We start from the raw sequence: 18,031 nt of genomic DNA on the forward strand, positions 1-18,031 counted from the left end.
TTTCCGGCTGGTCACGGAAACGGAGCGTTCAGCCGGGAACTGTTCCCGGCTGAACGCTCCCTTGGCGTGATGAGCCGGAAAAGGGGAGGTCAGCTCTGGATCTGGGTGACCGGCATCGAGGAGTCCGCGGGCAGGTCGAGGCGGGAGGCGTCTCGTCCCTTGAGGACCATCTGGGCGCCCAGCGCCGCAACCATCGCCCCGTTGTCGGTGCACAGGCCGGGCCGCGGCACCCGCAGCTCGATGCCCGCGTCGTCGCAGCGCGACTGCGCCATGGCCCGCAGCCGCGAGTTGGCCGCGACCCCGCCGCCGATCTGCAGGTTCTGGGCACCCTGCTCACGGCAGGCGAGCACCGCCTTGCGGGTCAGCACGTCGACGACCGCCTCCTGGAACGACGCCGCGACGTCGACGACCGGCACGGGCTCCCCTGCGACCTCGCGGGCCTGGACCCAGCGCGACACGGCCGTCTTGAGACCCGAGAACGAGAAGTCGAAGCGGTGGCGCTCCATGTCGCGCCCGGTCGTCAGCCCCCGGGGGAAGTCGATCGTGACCTGCCCGTCCCGGGCCGCGCGGTCGATGTGCGGGCCGCCGGGGAACGGCAGGCCGAGCACGCGCGCGACCTTGTCGAAGGCCTCGCCGGCAGCATCGTCGATCGTTGACCCGAGGCTGCGGATGTCGCTCGTGACGTCGGGGACGAGGAGCAGGGAGGAGTGACCGCCGGACACGAGCAACGCCACCGTCGGCTCGGGCAGCGGCCCGTGCTCGACGATGTCGACGGCGACGTGCGAGGCGAGGTGGTTGACGCCATAGAGCGGGAGGCCGAGAGAGAGGGCCAGCGCCTTGGCCGACGCGACGCCCACCATCAGCGACCCGGCCAGACCCGGTCCGGACGTCACCGAGATCGCGTCGAGGTCGCGCAGCTGCACCCCCGCCTCACGGCAGGCACGCTCGATCGTGGGCACCATCTCCTCGAGGTGGGCCCGGCTGGCGACCTCGGGCACGACGCCGCCGAAGCGGGCGTGGTCGTCGACGCTGCTCGCCACTGCGTCGACGAGCAGGGTCTCGCCACGCACGAGGCCGACGCCGGTCTCGTCGCAGGACGTCTCGATGCCGAGGACGAGTGGCTGCTCGGCGGTCATGACTGCACTCCCTTGGATGGCAACAGCTTGCGCATGACGACCGCGTCGACATTGCCGGGCTGGTAGTAGCCGCGGCGCACGTTGAGCACGTCGTAGCCGCGCCGGTCATAGAGGGCACGGGCCGCCGCGTTGTCGGCGCGCACCTCGAGCATCAACGCCTCGGCGCCAGCACCGGCCGCTCGCGCCTCGAGCTCGTCGAGCAGCCCGTGCGCGAGTCCGGCGCCGCGGTGCGCGGGTGCGACGGTGATCGTCATGAGGTCGGCGACCTGTCCGCCGTGGTCCAGACCGGCGTATGCCGCCAGCTCACCTTCTCGCGTCACGACGACGTAGTCGCGGCGCGGGCGTCCGGCCAGCTCCGCCCACCAGGAGGCCTCGGACCAGGCGTCGTCGGGGAAGGCCTCGTCCTCGAGGCGGACGAGGTCGGGGATGTCGGTCCAGGCCAGCTCGCGCGTGGTCATCGGGCCGCCCGCTCCGCGGTGGTCAGCGCATCGGGGCGACGCAGGTAGAGCGGCTCCACCGGCATCGGCTCCCCGGCGAGGATCCGGGAGACAGCGACTCGCGCCAGAACGGCGGCATCGACGTCCAGCACCGGTACGGGGCTGGCGAACAGGTCGGGGTAGAGCACGGGGCCACGGCCCGCGGTCGGCAGCGCTCGCACCTCGTCGGGGAGTTCGCCCGGACGGTCGACGGCCGGGTCGGTGAGCCGCTCCACGGAACCGGGGCGGACGGCATACCGCGCCCAGTAGACCTCCTTGCGCCGGGCATCGGTGGCGACCAGCAGCTCACCCTCGACGAGCGTGGCCGCCTGCGCCGCCAGGGCGTCGAGGCTGCAGACGCCGTGCACGGGCACGCCGAGGGCGTGTCCCATCGTCAGGCCGGTGACCATGCCGACCCTGAGCCCGGTGAAGGGGCCGGGACCGACACCCACAGCCACATCCGTGAGGTCCGACGGCCGCTTGCCGGCCTCGGCCAGGCAGGACTCGATCAGGGGCGCGAGCCACTCGGTGTGCGCCCGGGCGTCGAGATGGGTGCGCTCTGCCAGGGCGCGGCCCTCGTCGTGCAGGGCCACGGTGATGGCGGAGGTCGAGGTGTCGATGGCGAGGATCAGCACGGTGGGCCAGCCTTCCAGCGTTCGCCGTGGCCCGTGACCACGGCGGTGCGCGACTCGGTCTCGGGGTCGGCCTCGAGGAGGATCTCGAGGCGGTCCTCGGAGAGGTCCTCGGCCAGGCCATGGCCCCACTCGACGACGGTCACACTCTCGTCGAGGGAGGTGTCGAGGTCGAGGTCGTCGAGCTCGGCCAGGCCGCCCAGGCGGTAGGCGTCGACGTGGACCAGCGCCGGTCCGCCGACGAGCGAGGGATGGATGCGCGCGATGACGAACGTCGGGGAGGTGATGGGCCCACGCACCCCCAGGCCGGCAGCCAGGCCCTGGGTGAGGGTCGTCTTGCCCGCGCCCAGCCCACCGGTGAGGAGGACGAGGTCACCTGCTCGCAGCTGGCGCCCCAGGGCCTCGCCGAAGCCGCGGGTGTCGTCGGCTGTGCCCAGCTCGCGATCCGTCACGAGCTGGCCCCGCTCTTGCCCTTGGTCCTGCTCTTGGCCCTAGTGGCGGGTCCGGGCGTCGTGGTCGAGCCGCCCCTGGCCTGCACCTGGGTCTTGGCCTGGGCCTTGGCCTTGGAGCCGGCCTTGGAGCCGGCCTTGGTCCGTGCTTGTGCCCGGCGGATGAGCCGGCCCTTGGCGATGTCGATGACGGTGCGGCGCACCCGTGGCTTGGAGCTGGCCCCGACCCCGGCTGCGGCGTCGGTCTCGGCGCGGTGGATGAGGGCGAGGACCTGGCCCGTGACGACCTCGGGGTGCTCGAGCATGATGAGGTGCCCGGAGTCCTGGACGACGACGTGCTCGGCGCCGGGCAGTCGCTCGACGATCTCCTCGCTCCGAGCGGGCGGGGTCAGCAGGTCACCCGCACCGTTGACGACGAGAACCTCCTTGTCGACCAGCGCTGCGAGGGACTCGAACTCGTCGTGCATCCGGATCGCCGGCAGGAAGGCCGCCATGACCTCGAACGGGGTGGCGAGGATGAGGTCGGCCGCGAAGCTCACCGTCGACTCACCCACCGGGGAGTCGAACGAGAACCGCTCGACGACGGAGTCCTCGATGTTGCGACCGAACCGGCGCACCGGCGCGAGCCACCTCTGGTGCGGAGCGAGGCGGGAGAGCACGCGTGGTCCGGCCTGACCGATGGCCCGGCCGACGAGCGGCCCCATCCCCAGGTCGGTCAGTCCCTCGCCACCGGCGGCGGTCGAGATGAACGCGACCGCCATGACCCGTTCGCGCACGAGCTCGGCGTGGTGACGCGCCAGCGCCATCGTCGTCATCCCACCCATCGAGTGGCCGACGAGGACGAGCGGCCCCTCGGGACAGGCCGCGTCGATGACCGCGCGCAGGTCGTGGGCGAGCTGCTCGATGGTGCTGCTCGCAAGCTCGGACATCTCCGAGCGCCCGTGGCTGCGCTGGTCCCAGAGGACGACGCGGTAGCCGGCCTGCACGAACGCGCGCCGCTGCAGGACCCAGCCGCGCAGGCTGAGGCAGAACCCGTGCGACATGACGATCGTCGGCAGGGCTGGGTCGAGGTCCGCGGGAGTGTCGATCTCGACGTGGAGGTTGAGCCCATCGGTGGCGATGACCTTGAGCTCGACGTCGGCCACGTGGGCGAAGCCGTCGTCCGGGTCGAGCACGCTGAGCCGTCGTCGACCGGCAGCAGCCCGGTCGGCAGCCACCCCCGCCGCGGCAGCACCTGCTGCGGCAGCGGCCGCCGCTCCGAGCCCGATCGCTGCGCCGACACGCGCCATCAGGCGTCGCCCCCCACATGGACGCGAGGCAGCCGCCCGCTGATCCGGGTGACGATCTCGTAGTTGATGGTGTCGATGGCGGAGGCCCAGTCCTGAGCCGTCGGCTCACCATCGGTCCCCCGCCCGAAGATGACGACCTCGTCACCGGCACCGCCGGCGAAGTCGGGCCCGAGGTCGAGGACGAACTGGTCCATGCAGACCCGGCCGGCGATGGTGAGGCGCTGGTCGCCGACCCTGACCGGTCCGAGGTTGCCGGCGTGCCGCGGGATCCCGTCGGCGTAGCCGAGCGGCACCAGGCCCAGCACGGTGTCGCGAGGCGTCGTGTAGATGTGGCCGTAGCTCACGCCCTGACCGGCCGGCGCCGCCTTGACGAGGGCGAGACGAGCCGTGACCCTCATCGCCTCGCGGAGCCCGAAGTCCTGAGGCGCACCGAGGTTGGGCACCGGCGACAGCCCGTAGACGGCCAACCCGGGCCGGACGAGGTCGAAGTGGACGTCGGGGTTGGTCAGCGTGGCGGCGGAGTTCGCGAGGTGCCGGACCTGCGGTCGTATGCCGGCTCGCTCGAGCTCGGCGACCGCCTCGACGAATCGTTCGCGCTGGGCCAGGACGGTCGGGTGCCGTGGTGCGTCGGCCAGGGCGAAGTGGGACCAGACGCCGATGACCTCGACGGCATGCTCTGCCACCACGGGGCCCAGGGTGGCAATGAGCTCGGTCCAGCCCTCCCCCAGCGCCCCGTTGCGCCCGAGGCCGGTGTCCACCTTGACGTGGATGCGTGCGGTCCGCCCACGCTGACGGGCAGCCGCCACCACCGCGTCGAGGGCCCACGGCGCCGAGACCGAGACGTCGATGTCGGCGTCGATGGCGGCCCCGACGTCGGCACCGGGCACATAGAGCCACGTGAGCAACCGGGTCGTCACGCCGCCGGCGCGCAGTTGCAGGGCTTCGTTGAGCTGGGCGACACCCAGCCAGGTCGCGCCTCCGGCCACTGCGGCCCGGGCACTCGGCACGAGGCCATGGCCGTAGGCGTCGGCCTTGACGACCGCCATGACCTCCGCGTTCGCCGCGCGCCGGGCGAGCTCACGCACGTTGTCGGAGATCGCATCGAGGTCGACGGTCACCCAGCCGGAGGCGCCCTCGGGCGGCGTGGCTGAGACGGGGGCGGCTGGCGTGGTCATGAGGCGATCAAGTCTAGGTGCGGTCGACTTCAGGGATCAGCCGCGGGTGAGGAGGTGGGCAACCGCATCCGGTATGCCGTGTGCGACCCGCAGCGCACGCAGTGGCCCTCCGCGGCTGACCCGGTCGGCCGCGACGCCGTGGACGAGCGCGCCGAGCGCGCCCGCCCGGCTCGGCTCGAGGCCGGCGGCGAGGAGCGTCCCGATGAGCCCGGCGAGGACGTCACCGGCTCCGGCGGTCGCGAGCCACGGTGGGGCGTCGGACTGCGAGTACACGGGCTGCGTCGGGTCGGCGGGCACGACGAGGGTCGTCGAGCCCTTGAGGAGCACGGTCATGCCGGTGCGGTCGGCGAGCGCACGGGCGTGGCGCAGGGGCTCGGCCTCGACGGCCTCACGCTCGACCTGGCCTGCGCCGCGGGCCCGCCGTCGCGCACCCAGGCGGGTGAGGAGGGTGGCGAGCTCACCGGCGTGGGGGGTGAGCAGCGTCGGCCGCTCACGCCGGGCGTCGATGACGTCGTCGTCGACGAGCGCGAGCCCACCCGCATCGACGAGCACCGGCTCTGCCCCCGTGAGCGCCGCCCGGGCCACGTCGAGCTGCATCCTCGCCTCGCGGCGGGTGGACGTCGCGTCGAGCCCGGGACCGAGAACCCAGGCCTGCACGCGGCCCTCCCCGTGCACGACCTCGGGGACGGAGGCACGGATGAGCCCTTCGGGCGTGGGCGTGCCGATGTAGCGCACCATGCCGGCCCCGGCCTCCACGGCTGCCGTCACGCTGAGCACCGCGGCGCCGGAGTACTGCTCGCCACCGGCGACGACGCCCAGGACGCCTCGGGAGTACTTGTCGTCGTCCGGGCCCGGCACCGGCCAGAGGTCGGCGACGTCGTCGAAGGTCAGCCGGACGACAGCCGGCTCGGTGTCGAAGGTGAGGCCGATGTCGACGACGCTGAGCGTGCCGCAGGCCTGCTCGGTCGGGGGAAGAAGGTGCACGGGCTTGGCCACCGAGAACGTCACCGTCTCGTCGGCGAGGACCCCGTCGGGGTCGAACGCGGTGCCGTCGGCCGCCTGCCCGGACGGCACGTCGACGGCGATGACGTGCGCGTCGTCCGGGATGGCGGCGACCCACGCCGCCGCAGCCTCAGGAAGGCCCGGGCGGCCACCGAGGCCCACGATCCCGTCGAGGACGATGTCCGCCTCGGCGATGTCCTCGAGCGCCTCGGCGCCAGTCACGAGCACCACGCCCGCCGCCCGGGCCGCCTCGAGCGCCCCAGCGTGCACTGCGGTGACGTCCAGGGCGGCAGCGCAGGTGACGCCGGACTCCGCGAGCTGCGCCACGGCATACAGGGCGTCTGCGCCGTTGTTGCCGCCGCCCACGAGGGCGACGACGGTCTCGGCGCCGAGCTGCGAGACGCGGGCCGCGACCACCTCGGCGAGGCCCTCGACCGCCCGTGCCATGAGCTCACCGGACGCCAGCTCGTCCTCGAGAGCCGCCTCAGCGGCATACACGTCTGCGGGCGACCAGGCCTCGATCACGATGGCTCCTCAGCTGTTCAGGACTCGGCGATGACGACGGCGGAGGCGATTCCCGCGTCGTGGGACAACGACACGTGGATGTGGTTGACGCCGAGCTCCGCGGCGCGTGCCGCCACCGTGCCGATCATCTCGATGCTGGGGCGACCGTTGTCGTCGCGGACGACCGTGGCATCGGTCCAGGCGAGTCCGACGGGAGCACCGAGCGCCTTGGCCAGGGCCTCCTTCGCCGCGAACCGTGCTGCCAGAGAACGCATCGGCAGGTCGCGCTCGGTCTCGGTGAACAGCCGTGTGCGCAACGCCGGCGTCCGCTCCAGCGTCTCCGCGAAGCGCGCGATGTCGACGACGTCGATCCCGGTGCCGAGGATCACGTCACTCGACCGTGACGCTCTTGGCGAGGTTCCTCGGCTGGTCGACGTCGAGGCCCTTGGCCGTCGAGAGGTGCAGGGCGAACATCTGCAGGGGCACGACCGTGAGCAGCGGCTGCAGCAGGGGCGACGTGTGCGGCACCCGGATGACCTCGTCGGCGAACGGGACGACGTCCTCGTCACCCTCCTCCGCGATGACGATGGTTCGGGCACCGCGGGCGCGGATCTCCTGGATGTTGGAGACGACCTTCTTGTGCAGGTCGTGGGGGGTGTCGGGCCCCGGGACCACGATGAAGACCGGCTGGCCGGCGTCGATGAGCGCGATCGGTCCGTGCTTGAGCTCACCGGCGGCGAAGCCCTCGGCGTGGATGTAGGCGAGCTCCTTGAGCTTGAGCGCACCCTCCATGGCGATCGGGTAGCCCACGTTGCGGCCCAGGAACAGCACCGAGCGGGTGTCGGCCATGAACCGGGCGATCTCCTTGACGCGGTCCATCTGCCCGAGCAGGTCCTCGATCTTGGCCGGGATCTCGTGGAGCTCGCGCATGACGGCCTTGGCGTCGTCGGCGAAGGTGCCACCGCGCAGCTGGGCGAGGTAGAGGCCGAGGATGTAGCAGGCGGTGATCTGGGCGAGGAATGCCTTGGTCGACGCCACGGCGATCTCGGGGCCGGCGTGGGTGTAGAGGACGGCGTCGGACTCGCGCGGGATGGTCGAGCCGTGGGTGTTGCAGATGCTCAGGGTGAGTGCGCCGAGGTCGCGGGCGTGCTTGACCGCCATGAGGGTGTCCATCGTCTCGCCGGACTGGCTGATCGAGACGACGAGCGAGCGCTCGTTGACGATCGGGTCGCTGTAACGGAACTCGTGGGCCAGCGCGACCTCGACCGGGATGCGCGTCCAGTGCTCGATGGCGTACTTCGCGACCATGCCCGCATAGGCAGCCGTGCCACAGGCGACGACGGTGATGCGGTCGATGTTCTTGAGCTGCTCCTCGCTGATCCGCAGCTCGTCGAGCACGAGCTCGCCGTCGTCCTTGGTGCGTCCCAGCAGGGTGTCGCCCACGGCGTGCGGCTGGTCGAAGATCTCCTTCTCCATGAACGTCGCGTAGCCGCCCTTCTCGGCGGCGGCGGCATCCCAGGTGACCTCGTAGGCCTTGCCCTCGGCGGGAGCGCCGTCGAAGGTGATGACCTCGTGGCCCTCGGGGGTGATCGTGACGATCTGGTCCTGGCCGAGCTCGAGGGCATGGCGGGTGTAGCCGATGAAGGCCGCGACGTCGGAGCCGAGGAAGTTCTCGCCGTCCCCCAGTCCCACGACGAGCGGGCTGTTGCGGCGGGCGCCGACGACGACGCCGGGCTGGTCGGCATGCACGGCGAGGAGCGTGAACGCACCCTCGAGCCGGTTGACCACCTGCAGCATGGCCTGGGTGAGGTCGCCGATCTCGTCGAACGCGCTTCCCACGAGCTTGGCGGCGACCTCGGTGTCGGTCTCGCTCTGGAACTCGACGCCCTGCGCGAGCAGCTCCTTCTTGAGCGAGTGGAAGTTCTCGATGATGCCGTTGTGGATCAGGGCCAGCTTGTCGGCCGTGCCGCCCCGGTGCGGGTGGGCGTTGCCGTCGGTGGGTCCCCCGTGGGTCGCCCAGCGGGTGTGCCCGATGGCCGTGCGCGAACCGGAGAGCGGGTGCTCCTCGAGGGCGCCGCGCAGGTTCTCGAGCTTGCCGGCGCGCTTCTGCGACTGGACACCGCCGTCGGTGACCACGGCGATGCCGGCCGAGTCGTAGCCGCGGTACTCGAGGCGGGCCAGCCCCTCCATGACCACGTCTTCCGCGCGGTCATCCATGGCCCTGCCGACATATCCGACGATTCCACACATGGTCGCCAGCCTAATGGCTCGGATCGCACCGCCCGCACCACGCGCGCGCGTGCCTGAGCGGCCATCTCCCGCCCGATCTGCGGCCGGTGCGCCACAATGGCGCGCGTGCCTGCCACTCCCCCAGTCCCCTCGTCGGAACCGGATCCGACGGAGCCGCTGCCGTCGCCCTACCTGGACTTCACGCGCGGGAACTGGGCGGCCCGCAGGGACAACCACCCGCTGAGCCTGACGCCGGACGACATCGCGCGGGTGCGTGGTCTCGGTGACCGCGTCGACCTGCGCGAGGTGGAGCAGGTCTACCTCCCGCTCTCGCGCCTGCTCGCCTTCTACGTCAACGCCACTGCGGGCCTGCATCGCGTGACGACGGACTTCCTGGGTGACCGTCCTGCCAAGGTGCCGTTCGTCATCGGTGTCGCCGGGTCCGTCGCCGTCGGCAAGTCCACGACAGCACGCGTGCTGCGCGAGCTGCTGCACCGCTGGCCCCAGACGCCTCGCGTCGACCTCATCACCACCGACGGCTTCTTGAGGCCCAATGCCGACCTCGAGGCCCGAGGCCTGTTGCAGCGCAAGGGTTTTCCCGAGTCGTACGACCGTCGCGCACTGTTGCGCTTCGTCGCCGACGTCAAGTCCGGTATGCCGCGTGTGTCAGCCCCCGTCTACTCGCACCTGACCTACGACATCGTTCCGGGCGCCGAGATCGTGGTCGACCAGCCCGACGTGCTCATCGTCGAGGGCCTCAACGTGCTGCAGCCAGCGACGGTGCGATCGGACCGCAGCACCCGCCAGGTGCTGTCGGACTACTTCGACTTCTCCGTCTATGTCGACGCCCCGGTCGAGCAGCTGCGCACTTGGTACGTCGAGCGCTTCCTGCGGCTGCGGGAGACGGCCTTCGCGGACCCGGAGTCCTACTTCCACCGCTATGCCGACCTCACCGACGCACAGGCACGCGAGACGGCGGCCGGGATCTGGGAGCGCATCAACGAGCCCAACCTGCTGAGGAACGTGCTCCCCACCCGCGAGCGCGCCACCCTCGTGCTGACCAAGGGGCCCGACCACGCGGTGACCAACATCCGCCTGCGCCGCCTCTGACGGTGCCGCCGGCGCGTGGGTGCGGGCCGGTCAGTACCAGTGCGGGAAGCGGTTGTTCCAGAAGTCCCAGGCGCCGCAGGGCGTGCCGTAGGACTGCTTGATGTAGTCGAGCCCCCACTTGATCTGGGTGGCGGGGTTGGTGCGGTAGTCCGCGCCGGCGCTCGCCATCTTGCTGGCGGGCAGGCTCTGCGGGATGCCGTAGGCGCCCGAGGAGGAGTTCGTGGCCTTGAAGTTCCAGCCGCTCTCGCCCTCCCACAGGAGGTTGAGGCAGTTCCACTGGCTCGCCCCGCTGAAGCCGTAGTCCGACATGAGCTCGCGTGCGGCCGACCTCGGGTCGGCCTGGGCGCCGGCGATGAGCGAGGCACGCTTCTTGGCGCGGGCGGCCTTCTCTGCGGCGGCCACCCGAGCCTTGGCGACGGCCTCCGCCTTGGCCTTGGCTGCCGCCTGCGCCTTGGCACTGAGGGCGGCGCGCTGGGCGTTGGCGCCGGCTCGCTCGCTCGAGATGCGGGCGGTATCGGCCGAGGTCTGCTCGGCGGACAGGGTCGCCTGGTGCGTGGCCGCGGCGCTGAGGGTGAAGGGCTCGGCGTCGGCCACTGCGTCATGGCCACCGACACCGACGGCGCCCGTGCCGACGAGCGCCAGGGCCATCGAGGCGGTGACGGCGGGACGCCGGACGAGCGAGAGGGCCTGCATGAGGGGTGCCCCGGAAGGACGGGCGTGACGCCCGCGGTGGGTTCCGCGGTACCTGCTGCTCATACGAAGGCCTTCCTTTCCCACACGACGACTGCTCCGGACGCACAACAGCCCGGCTGACGAAGCAGCCGGGCTGCGTTACCAAATCGAGACCAAATGTACTCGACGTCCCCGGCGGCGACCAAACCGGGGTCACGATGACGACGAGGTATGCCGTCCGCTCGAGCGAGCGGACGGCATACCTCGTCGTGTCCTCAGGTGGGGAAGGTCCTCCTCAGAGGTCGCCGTGCTCCTGCTCGAGCAGGTCGGTCACGAGCGCGGCGATCGGGCTGCGCTCGCTGCGCGTCAGGGTGACGTGCGCAAAGAGCGGGTGTCCCTTGAGCTTCTCGATGACCGCGGCGACCCCGTCGTGGCGACCGACCCGCAGGTTGTCGCGCTGGGCCACGTCGTGCGTCATGACGACCTTGGAGTTCTGGCCGATCCGCGAGAGGACGGTCAGCAGGACGTTGCGCTCGAGCGACTGCGCCTCGTCGACGATGACGAACGCGTCGTGCAGCGAGCGCCCACGGATGTGGGTCAGCGGCAGGACCTCGAGCATCCCGCGGTCGAGGACCTCCTCGACGACCTCGCGCGAGACGAGCGCCGAGAGGGTGTCGAAGACGGCCTGCCCCCACGGGTTCATCTTCTCGGACTCCGAGCCGGGCAGGTAGCCCAGCTCCTGACCACCGACGGCATACAGGGGACGGAACACGACGACCTTGCGCTGCTGCCGGCGCTCCATGACGGCTTCGAGCCCGGCACAGAGCGCGAGGGCCGACTTGCCGGTGCCGGCGCGGCCACCGAGGCTGACGATGCCGATGTCGGGGTCGAGCAGCAGGTCGAGAGCGATGCGCTGCTCCGCACTGCGGCCGTGCAGCCCGAAGGCGTCCCGGTCTCCCTTGACGAGGCGGACCTGCTTGTCCGCACCGACCCGGCCGAGTCCGCTGCCGCGCGGGGAGAGCAGCTTGAGCCCGGTGTGGCAGGGCAGCTCGGCGGCACCGAGGTGCTCGAGCCGGCCGTACTCGTAGAGGTGGTCCATCTCCTCGACACTGACCTCGACCTCGTCCATACCGGTCCACCCCGAGTCGACGGCGAGCTCGGCGCGGTACTCCTGGGCCTCCATCCCGCAGGCCGACGCCTTGACGCGCATCGGCAGGTCCTTGCTCACGATCGTCACGGCGCGACCCTCGTTGGCGAGGTTCTTGGCGACCGACAGGATGCGGGTGTCGTTGTCCCCCAGTCGGAAGCCCGAGGGCAGGGATGACGGGTCCGTGTGGTTGAGCTCCACGCGCAGGGTCCCACCCTCGTCACCGATGGGGACGGGAGCGTCGAGCCGGCCGGCCGTGACCCGCAGGTCGTCGAGCAGGCGCAGGGCGGTGCGCGCGAAGAAGCCGAGCTCGGGGTGGTGGCGCTTGGCCTCGAGCTCGGTGATGACGACGATGGGGAGGACGACCTCGTGCTCCTGGAAGCGCAGGATCGCGCGCGGGTCCGAGAGCAGCACGGAGGTGTCGAGCACGTAGGTGCGCAGGTCTGCCGGGGCGCCCGCTCCCTTCGCGTGCTGTCGCTGCCGGACGCTCCCGGCGGAGGTCGTCGGGGAGGTGGCAGTCGATCGGGAGGGTGTGGCCACGGCGGGGCTCCTAGGCGCGCACAGCGAGGTCGTGCGCTGACTCGAAGGTCTGGTTCCCGGTTGGCCCACTGCCCTCAACAGGGAGCCGGGACCGGTCCCTCCTCCGGAGCGTGGCGTGCTCCATGCGATGGGCCTCCCGTAGCGCGTCAGGGTGACGTGCTACTCCCGACGCTACGACGTCCGCATGCTCGTGTGTCACGCATCACGTGCGGCGTGTCGACCCGTTTCCCCAGGCTCCATGGGACCTGGCATGCAGGTGGGGCTGGTGTGACGAGAGAGGCCCCTGAGGCCGGGTTCAGGTCCCGAAGCGGCGGTTGCGCTCGCCGTAGGCGCGCAGGGCCCGCAGGAAGTCGACCTTGCGGAAGTCCGGCCAGTAGGCCTCGCAGAAGTAGAACTCGGAGTGGGCGCTCTGCCACAGGAGGAACCCGCCGAGCCGCTGCTCCCCCGAGGTGCGGATCACGAGGTCCGGGTCGGGCTGGCCCTTGGTGTAGAGGTGGTCGGCGATGTGCTCGACGTCGAGGATCTCGGCGAGCTCCTCGATCGTGGTGCCGCGGTCGGCGTGCTCGAGGAGCAGCGACCGGACGGCGTCGGCGATCTCCCGGCGGCCGCCGTAGCCGACGGCGATGTTGACCAGCAGGCCGTCGACGTCGGCCGTGCGCACCGCGGCGGCCTCGAGCCGGTCCCGTGTCGCATCGGGCAGGAGCGACAGCGCCCCCACGGGGTTGAGGCGCCACTGCCCGGAGTCCGCGAGGGTCTCGACGGCCCGTTCGATGATGCCGAGCAGGGGCCGCAGCTCGGACTCGGCTCGGCTGAGGTTGTCGGTCGAGAGCAGCCAGAGCGTGACGACCTCGACCCCGACCTCCTCGCACCAGTGCAGGAAGTTGGCGATGTTGTCGGCACCGGCCTGGTGCCCCTCGCTCGTGCCGGCCCCTCTCGCGCGGGCCCAGCGTCGGTTGCCGTCGAGCATGACTCCGACGTGGCGCGGGACGCTTTCGGGGGGCAGTCTCTTGGTCAGTCGACGCTCGTATGCCGCGTAGAGAACATCGCTGACCGCCATGCCCGTCACCGTACCGCTGGGCGCATGACGAGACGTAGGACACCACTCCCGGCGCCGGAACCTACGCAGACGTAGGTATCGTTGTAGGGGTCATGGACAAAGGACGCGAAACCCGCAACCGGGACGTGCTCGAAGAGCGCGTCGATGCCGTGCTGGACGCGGTCAAGCCCAAGCTGCGGGGCTGGTTGCACCTCGCCATGGCCCCGATCGCCTTCGTCGGTGGACTCGTCCTCGTCGTGCTCGGCGACACCGTGCAGGCCCGGGCCGCGGCGGCGGTCTTCACCCTCACCGCCGTGCTGCTCTTCGCGATGTCGGCGGTCTACCACCGCGGCGACTGGTCACCCCGCTGGGGGACTGCCCTCAAGCGGATCGACCACTCCAACATCTTCCTCATCATCGCTGGCAGCTACACGCCGTTCGCGCTCCTGCTGCCGCGCGGCCAGGCCACCACGCTGCTCGCGATTGTCTGGGGTGGAGCGCTCCTCGGGGTGGCCTTCCGCCTGCTGTGGATCCATGCGCCCCGCTGGCTCTACGTCCCCGTCTACGTCGCGCTGGGCTCGGTGGCGGTCTTCTTCCTCGGGCCGCTACTGCGTCACGCCGGGACGACCGTCGTCACGCTCGTCATTGTCGGAGGGGTGCTCTACACGCTCGGTGCCATCGTCTACGGGATCAAGCGACCCAACCCCTCGCCCCGTTGGTTCGGGTTCCACGAGATCTTCCACAGCCTGACGATCCTGGCGTTCGTCACGCACTACATCGCCGCCTCGATCGCGCTGTACGACCGGGTCTGACACGGCGCCGGCTCCGGCCGCGTCGGCACTCCTCGTGCGGTAGGACATCCGACGCAGGCGCGCGTTCATGTTGCGCATGAGCAGCCACAGGCAGATCACCAGGAAGAGGAACGCGAGGAACGCCCACACCCCGGGCGCCGCGGCCTGGCTCGGCGTGACGTCCGAGGTGGGACTCGGGCTGGGCACGGGCGAGGGGCTGGCAGCAGCGCCGAGCAGCGGCAGCAGAAGGGAGATCATGCGGTGCGAACCTTCCGTCCGTCGTGGGCGAGCGTGAGGTCGGTCGACGTCGCGAGGGCGTCCGCCTCGGCGACATCGGTGGGCAGGCCGGCGAACAGGTCGTCCTCGTCGTCGACGATCGGCACGTAGGACAGCCCGGCCTCGTAGTCCTCCCACGGCCAGACCCGGGCCTGCTCCTCGCGCGAGACCTTGAAGAAGGTGCCATCGGGGTCGACCTGGGTCGCATGGGCCAGCAGGGCCCGGTCGCGCCGGTCGAACCACTGGTCGCAGCGCACGCGCGTGGTGACCACCCGGTCGCGCGACGAGTCCCAGTTCTCGAGCCACGCGGCATACGGGCTCTCCTCGCCGAGCGCGGTGAGGGCCTCGTGGAAGGCGACGACCCGTCCGCGGCTGAAGGTCTGGTTGTAGTAGATCTTGAGCGGCTGCCACGGCTCGCCGGCATTCGGGTATGCCGTCGGGTCGCCGGCCGCCTCGAAGGCCGCCATCGAGACGTTGTGGCACATGATGTGGTCCGGGTGCGGGTAGCCGCCGTTCTCGTCATAGGTCGTCATGACGTGGGGGCGGAAGCGCCGGATCTCGCGCACGAGGGCCTCGGTCGTCACGTCGATCGGCTCAAGGGCGAAGCACCCCTCGGGCAGGGGCGGGAGCGGGTCGCCCTCGGGCAGGCCGGAGTCGACGAAGCCGAGCCAGACGTGGTCCACGCCGAGGATCTCCTGCGCCCGGCGCATCTCGTCACGGCGTACCTGGGCGAGGTCACGCAGGATGTGGGGGTCGTCGGCGAGCTTGGGGTTGAGCACGTCACCGCGCTCGCCTCCGGTGCAGGACACGACGAGGACGTCGTGGCCCTCGTCGACGTACTTCGCCATGGCCGCTGCGCCCTTGCTCGACTCGTCGTCGGGGTGCGCGTGCACGCACATGAGACGGAGGGCTTGTGACACGAGAGGGTCCTTCGGGGTCGGGGAGTCGCTCAGGCGACAATGGACGCCGTCCATCCTTGCACTGACCGCCCACACCGCCACTGTCGACCCAGGACCCTTGATGCCCCTTCCCCGCCCGGCCCCCGGCACCACCCGTTGGTGGGTCGTCGGCACCATCGGGATCTCGCTGGCCCTCGTCGTCATCGTGTGGTTCGCCGTGGAGTCCTCGAAGGCCCTGCGGGCCGACGTCACGGCATACCGGGACGTGACCGACACACAGATCACCGTCGCCTACGACGTGCACCGGCCCGATGGTGCGGCCGTGCGCTGCACCGTCGAGGCGCAGGACACGCGACACGGCCGGGTGGGGACCGTCACCGACGATGTGCCCGCCGGTGCGACGTCCGTGCACCGCGTGGTGACGGTCCGCACGAGTGCCCGCGCGGTCGTCGGCCTCGTCTCGTCGTGCGTGCGCCTGCCCTGAGGGGGAGCAAGAGCTGGGGTGGCGCGGGGCCGTGCGCCGGCAAGGAAGTGCTTTCCGGCGGGGAGGTTGCTATCCTAGTTCTTTGCACCAACGGGTCTGGGGCCCACCGAACCGCACGAGGTTCAGGCCCCGGACCCTTTCACGTAGGACCACCATCTCCCGCCAAGCGGCGCAACCGCCCGGTCAGGGAACTCGAGGAGTGAACTTCAGTGAGCGAGACCGTCGTCAAGACGAGCTACCTGACCCAGGAGGCGTACGACCGCCTCAAGGCTGAGCTCGGTGAGCTCTCCGGGCCGGGCCGTGCCGACATCGTCAACAAGATCGAGGCAGCCCGTGAAGAGGGCGACCTCAAGGAGAACGGGGGCTACCACGCGGCGCGCGAGGAGCAGGGCAAGAACGAGGCCCGCATCCGCCAGCTGACGCAGCTGCTCGAGAACGCCATCATCGGCGAGACCCCTGCCGACGACGGCATCGTCGAGCCCGGCATGGTCGTCACCGTCGAGATGTTCGGCGACGAGGAGACCTTCCTCCTCGGTTCGCGCGAGATCGCCGACGGCTCCCTGCAGGTCTACAGCGAGCAGTCGCCCATCGGCTCGGCCGTCAACGGCAAGAAGGCCGGCGACGCGACGAGCTACGAGGCCCCCAACGGCAAGCAGATCGACGTCAAGATCCTCTCGGCGAAGCCCTACACCGGCTGACCCGACAGACCTGACCCGAGAGGGCGCCCACCCCAGCCCGGGGTGGGCGCCCTCTCGTCATGTCCCCAGCTCGCCAATCCCCCCGTTCGGGACACGACACACCGTGAGCCTCGGCACCGAGCGCGCCTCAGAGTGCTGGGATCCACCGGACTCACCGGCGGGTGCTCGCCTCAGGCGTGGAGGTCCTCGTGGACGACGGTGTAGCCCTTGGCGCGCATCGCCGCGAGCACCCTCTCGCAGTGCTCGGGACCGCGCGTCTCGAGCCGCAGGGCGATCTCGACCTCGTCGACGTTGATGTTGTGACCGGTGCGGATGTGCTCGATCTCGAGGACGTTGGCGTCGACGCCGGCACAGTCGGCGAGGATCCCCGCCAGCGAGCCGGGCGTGTCCGGGACCCGCACCGAGAACTGGAGGTAGCGCCCGGCCGCGACCATGCCGTGGCGGATGATCCGCATCATGAGCAGCGGGTCGATGTTGCCGCCGGACAGGACGGCGACCACGGGACCCTCGATCGGCTGCCCGTCATCGGTCTCGGCGTTCTCGAGGAGCCAGCCGACCGCCGAGGCCCCGGCGGGCTCGACGACGAGCTTGGCGCGCTCGAGCAGGAAGAGCAGGGCACGGGACATGCCGCCCTCGGTCACCGTCTCCACGCTGTCGACGAGGTCCCGCACGACCGGGAAGGTGACGTCGCCGGGCAGCCCGACCGCGATGCCGTCGGCCATGGTCGACATCTTGCCGGCGGCCAGCGGGTGTCCTGCAGCCAATGAGGCAGGGTAGGCCGCGGCCTGCTCCGCCTGGACACCGATGATGCGGACGTCCGGCTTGAGCTCACGCACGGCCAGGGCGATGCCCGCGAGAAGTCCCCCACCACCGAGACCGACGACGATCGTCCTCACGTCAGGGCACTGTTCGAGGATCTCCAGCCCGCACGTCCCCTGCCCGGTGACGATGTCGTCGTGGTCGAAGGGGTGGATGAGGACGGCGCCGCTCTCCTCCGCCCACGCCCGGGCGTGCACGAGGCTCTCGTCGAGGTTCTCCCCCACCTGCTCGATCGTGGCGCCATAGGCCTTTGTTGCCTGGACCTTGGGCATCGGCGCGCGCACCGGCATGTAGACCTTGACGGAGATGCCGAGCAGCTGCCCGGCGAGCGCGACCCCTTGGGCGTGGTTGCCGGCGCTCGCCGCGACGACACCGCGCGCCTTCTCCTCCTCGCTCAGGTGGAACATGCGGTTGTAGGCGCCGCGAATCTTGAACGACCCGGCCCGTTGGAGGTTCTCGCACTTGAGGAAGACCTCGGCGCCGACGCGTTCGGACAGGCCGCGGTTGAACTCCATGGGTGTGGGAGCGATGACGGTTGAGAGCAGGTCAGCGGCGGCACGGATCTCGGCCACCGTCACCGACGACGATGTGGGTGTCATGGCGCGAGGCTATCGCCGCCACCCCCACATGGCGGAAGGGCCAGGTCGAGGTGGCGGTGGGCACGCCC

The 18,031-nt window shown here is 70.9% G+C and carries 18 protein-coding genes; 4 read left to right on the plus strand and 14 right to left on the minus strand.

What is annotated here, in order from left to right:
• Positions 1-89: 89 nt before the first annotated feature.
• Genes tsaD through glmS form a run of 9 tightly spaced genes read right to left on the minus strand, consistent with a single transcriptional unit; the run spans position 90 to position 8,913 of the window.
• Positions 90-1,136 carry a tRNA (adenosine(37)-N6)-threonylcarbamoyltransferase complex transferase subunit TsaD gene (tsaD, locus tag ASG74_RS03430; protein WP_056138965.1) on the minus strand — a complete coding sequence of 349 codons (1,047 nt, stop codon included), beginning with the start codon at positions 1,134-1,136 and terminating at the stop codon, positions 90-92.
• Positions 1,133-1,594, minus strand: coding sequence for a ribosomal protein S18-alanine N-acetyltransferase (gene rimI, locus ASG74_RS03435; RefSeq protein WP_056138967.1), 462 nt, complete (start codon positions 1,592-1,594; stop codon positions 1,133-1,135). The genes tsaD and rimI overlap by 4 nt, the downstream gene beginning before the upstream one ends.
• Positions 1,591-2,247, minus strand: coding sequence for a tRNA (adenosine(37)-N6)-threonylcarbamoyltransferase complex dimerization subunit type 1 TsaB (tsaB, locus tag ASG74_RS03440; protein WP_056138968.1), 657 nt, complete (start codon positions 2,245-2,247; stop codon positions 1,591-1,593). Before tsaB ends, rimI begins: the two co-directional genes overlap by 4 nt.
• Positions 2,241-2,696, minus strand: a complete 456-nt coding sequence (gene tsaE / locus ASG74_RS03445; protein WP_056138970.1) for a tRNA (adenosine(37)-N6)-threonylcarbamoyltransferase complex ATPase subunit type 1 TsaE — start codon at positions 2,694-2,696, stop codon at positions 2,241-2,243. Before tsaE ends, tsaB begins: the two co-directional genes overlap by 7 nt.
• Positions 2,693-3,982: an alpha/beta fold hydrolase gene (locus ASG74_RS03450; protein WP_082569475.1), complete on the minus strand. Its 1,290-nt coding sequence runs from the start codon at positions 3,980-3,982 to the stop codon at positions 2,693-2,695. The genes tsaE and ASG74_RS03450 overlap by 4 nt, the downstream gene beginning before the upstream one ends.
• Positions 3,982-5,157, minus strand: a complete 1,176-nt coding sequence (gene alr, locus ASG74_RS03455) for an alanine racemase (RefSeq protein WP_056138973.1) — start codon at positions 5,155-5,157, stop codon at positions 3,982-3,984. Before alr ends, ASG74_RS03450 begins: the two co-directional genes overlap by 1 nt.
• Before the next feature lie 36 nt (positions 5,158-5,193).
• Positions 5,194-6,684 carry a bifunctional ADP-dependent NAD(P)H-hydrate dehydratase/NAD(P)H-hydrate epimerase gene (locus ASG74_RS03460; protein ID WP_056138975.1) on the minus strand — a complete coding sequence of 497 codons (1,491 nt, stop codon included), beginning with the start codon at positions 6,682-6,684 and terminating at the stop codon, positions 5,194-5,196.
• A gap of 17 nt (positions 6,685-6,701) precedes the next feature.
• A complete protein-coding gene (locus ASG74_RS03465; RefSeq protein WP_056138977.1) occupies positions 6,702-7,052 on the minus strand; it encodes a holo-ACP synthase in 351 nt (116 codons plus the stop codon).
• A gap of 1 nt (position 7,053) precedes the next feature.
• On the minus strand, positions 7,054-8,913 hold the full coding sequence (gene glmS / locus ASG74_RS03470) for a glutamine--fructose-6-phosphate transaminase (isomerizing) (protein ID WP_056138979.1): 1,860 nt from the start codon (positions 8,911-8,913) through the stop codon (positions 7,054-7,056).
• 96 nt (positions 8,914-9,009) lie between these two features.
• On the opposite strand from glmS, the gene coaA reads away from it, so the two are divergent.
• Positions 9,010-10,002 (plus strand): type I pantothenate kinase, encoded by a 993-nt coding sequence (gene coaA / locus ASG74_RS03475; RefSeq protein ID WP_056138981.1) that lies wholly within the window; start codon positions 9,010-9,012, stop codon positions 10,000-10,002.
• Positions 10,003-10,032: 30 nt separating this feature from the next.
• Here the strand turns inward: coaA and ASG74_RS03480 are convergent, their stop codons facing one another.
• The 3 genes from ASG74_RS03480 to ASG74_RS03490 all read right to left on the minus strand — a co-directional run bounded on the left by ASG74_RS03480 (position 10,033) and on the right by ASG74_RS03490 (position 13,418).
• Positions 10,033-10,695, minus strand: a complete 663-nt coding sequence (locus ASG74_RS03480) for a transglycosylase SLT domain-containing protein (protein WP_235498794.1) — start codon at positions 10,693-10,695, stop codon at positions 10,033-10,035.
• 274 nt (positions 10,696-10,969) lie between these two features.
• On the minus strand, positions 10,970-12,262 hold the full coding sequence (locus ASG74_RS03485) for a PhoH family protein (protein ID WP_056139595.1): 1,293 nt from the start codon (positions 12,260-12,262) through the stop codon (positions 10,970-10,972).
• A gap of 394 nt (positions 12,263-12,656) precedes the next feature.
• The gene (locus tag ASG74_RS03490) at positions 12,657-13,418 is read right to left on the minus strand and encodes an isoprenyl transferase (protein WP_056138983.1); all 762 of its coding nucleotides are present in this window, start codon (positions 13,416-13,418) and stop codon (positions 12,657-12,659) included.
• A 92-nt stretch (positions 13,419-13,510) separates the two neighbouring features.
• On the opposite strand from ASG74_RS03490, the gene trhA reads away from it, so the two are divergent.
• Complete coding sequence (trhA, locus tag ASG74_RS03495; protein WP_056138985.1) at positions 13,511-14,209, plus strand: PAQR family membrane homeostasis protein TrhA; 699 nt, start codon at positions 13,511-13,513, stop codon at positions 14,207-14,209.
• Between the two features lie 233 nt (positions 14,210-14,442).
• On the opposite strand, the gene mca is transcribed toward trhA, so the two are convergent.
• Positions 14,443-15,384: a mycothiol conjugate amidase Mca gene (gene mca, locus ASG74_RS03500; protein ID WP_056138988.1), complete on the minus strand. Its 942-nt coding sequence runs from the start codon at positions 15,382-15,384 to the stop codon at positions 14,443-14,445.
• A 100-nt stretch (positions 15,385-15,484) separates the two neighbouring features.
• Between mca and ASG74_RS03505 the strand changes: the two genes are divergently transcribed.
• Positions 15,485-15,847 (plus strand): DUF4307 domain-containing protein, encoded by a 363-nt coding sequence (locus ASG74_RS03505; RefSeq protein WP_056138990.1) that lies wholly within the window; start codon positions 15,485-15,487, stop codon positions 15,845-15,847.
• A 209-nt stretch (positions 15,848-16,056) separates the two neighbouring features.
• Positions 16,057-16,545, plus strand: a complete 489-nt coding sequence (greA, locus tag ASG74_RS03510) for a transcription elongation factor GreA (RefSeq protein ID WP_056138993.1) — start codon at positions 16,057-16,059, stop codon at positions 16,543-16,545.
• A 170-nt stretch (positions 16,546-16,715) separates the two neighbouring features.
• On the opposite strand, the gene ilvA is transcribed toward greA, so the two are convergent.
• Positions 16,716-17,963 carry a threonine ammonia-lyase gene (gene ilvA / locus ASG74_RS03515; protein ID WP_056138996.1) on the minus strand — a complete coding sequence of 416 codons (1,248 nt, stop codon included), beginning with the start codon at positions 17,961-17,963 and terminating at the stop codon, positions 16,716-16,718.
• Between the last annotated feature and the right edge of the window lie 68 nt (positions 17,964-18,031).

It is taken from the genome of Knoellia sp. Soil729, from assembly GCF_001427985.1.
Classification (GTDB): Bacteria; Actinomycetota; Actinomycetes; order Actinomycetales; family Dermatophilaceae; genus Knoellia.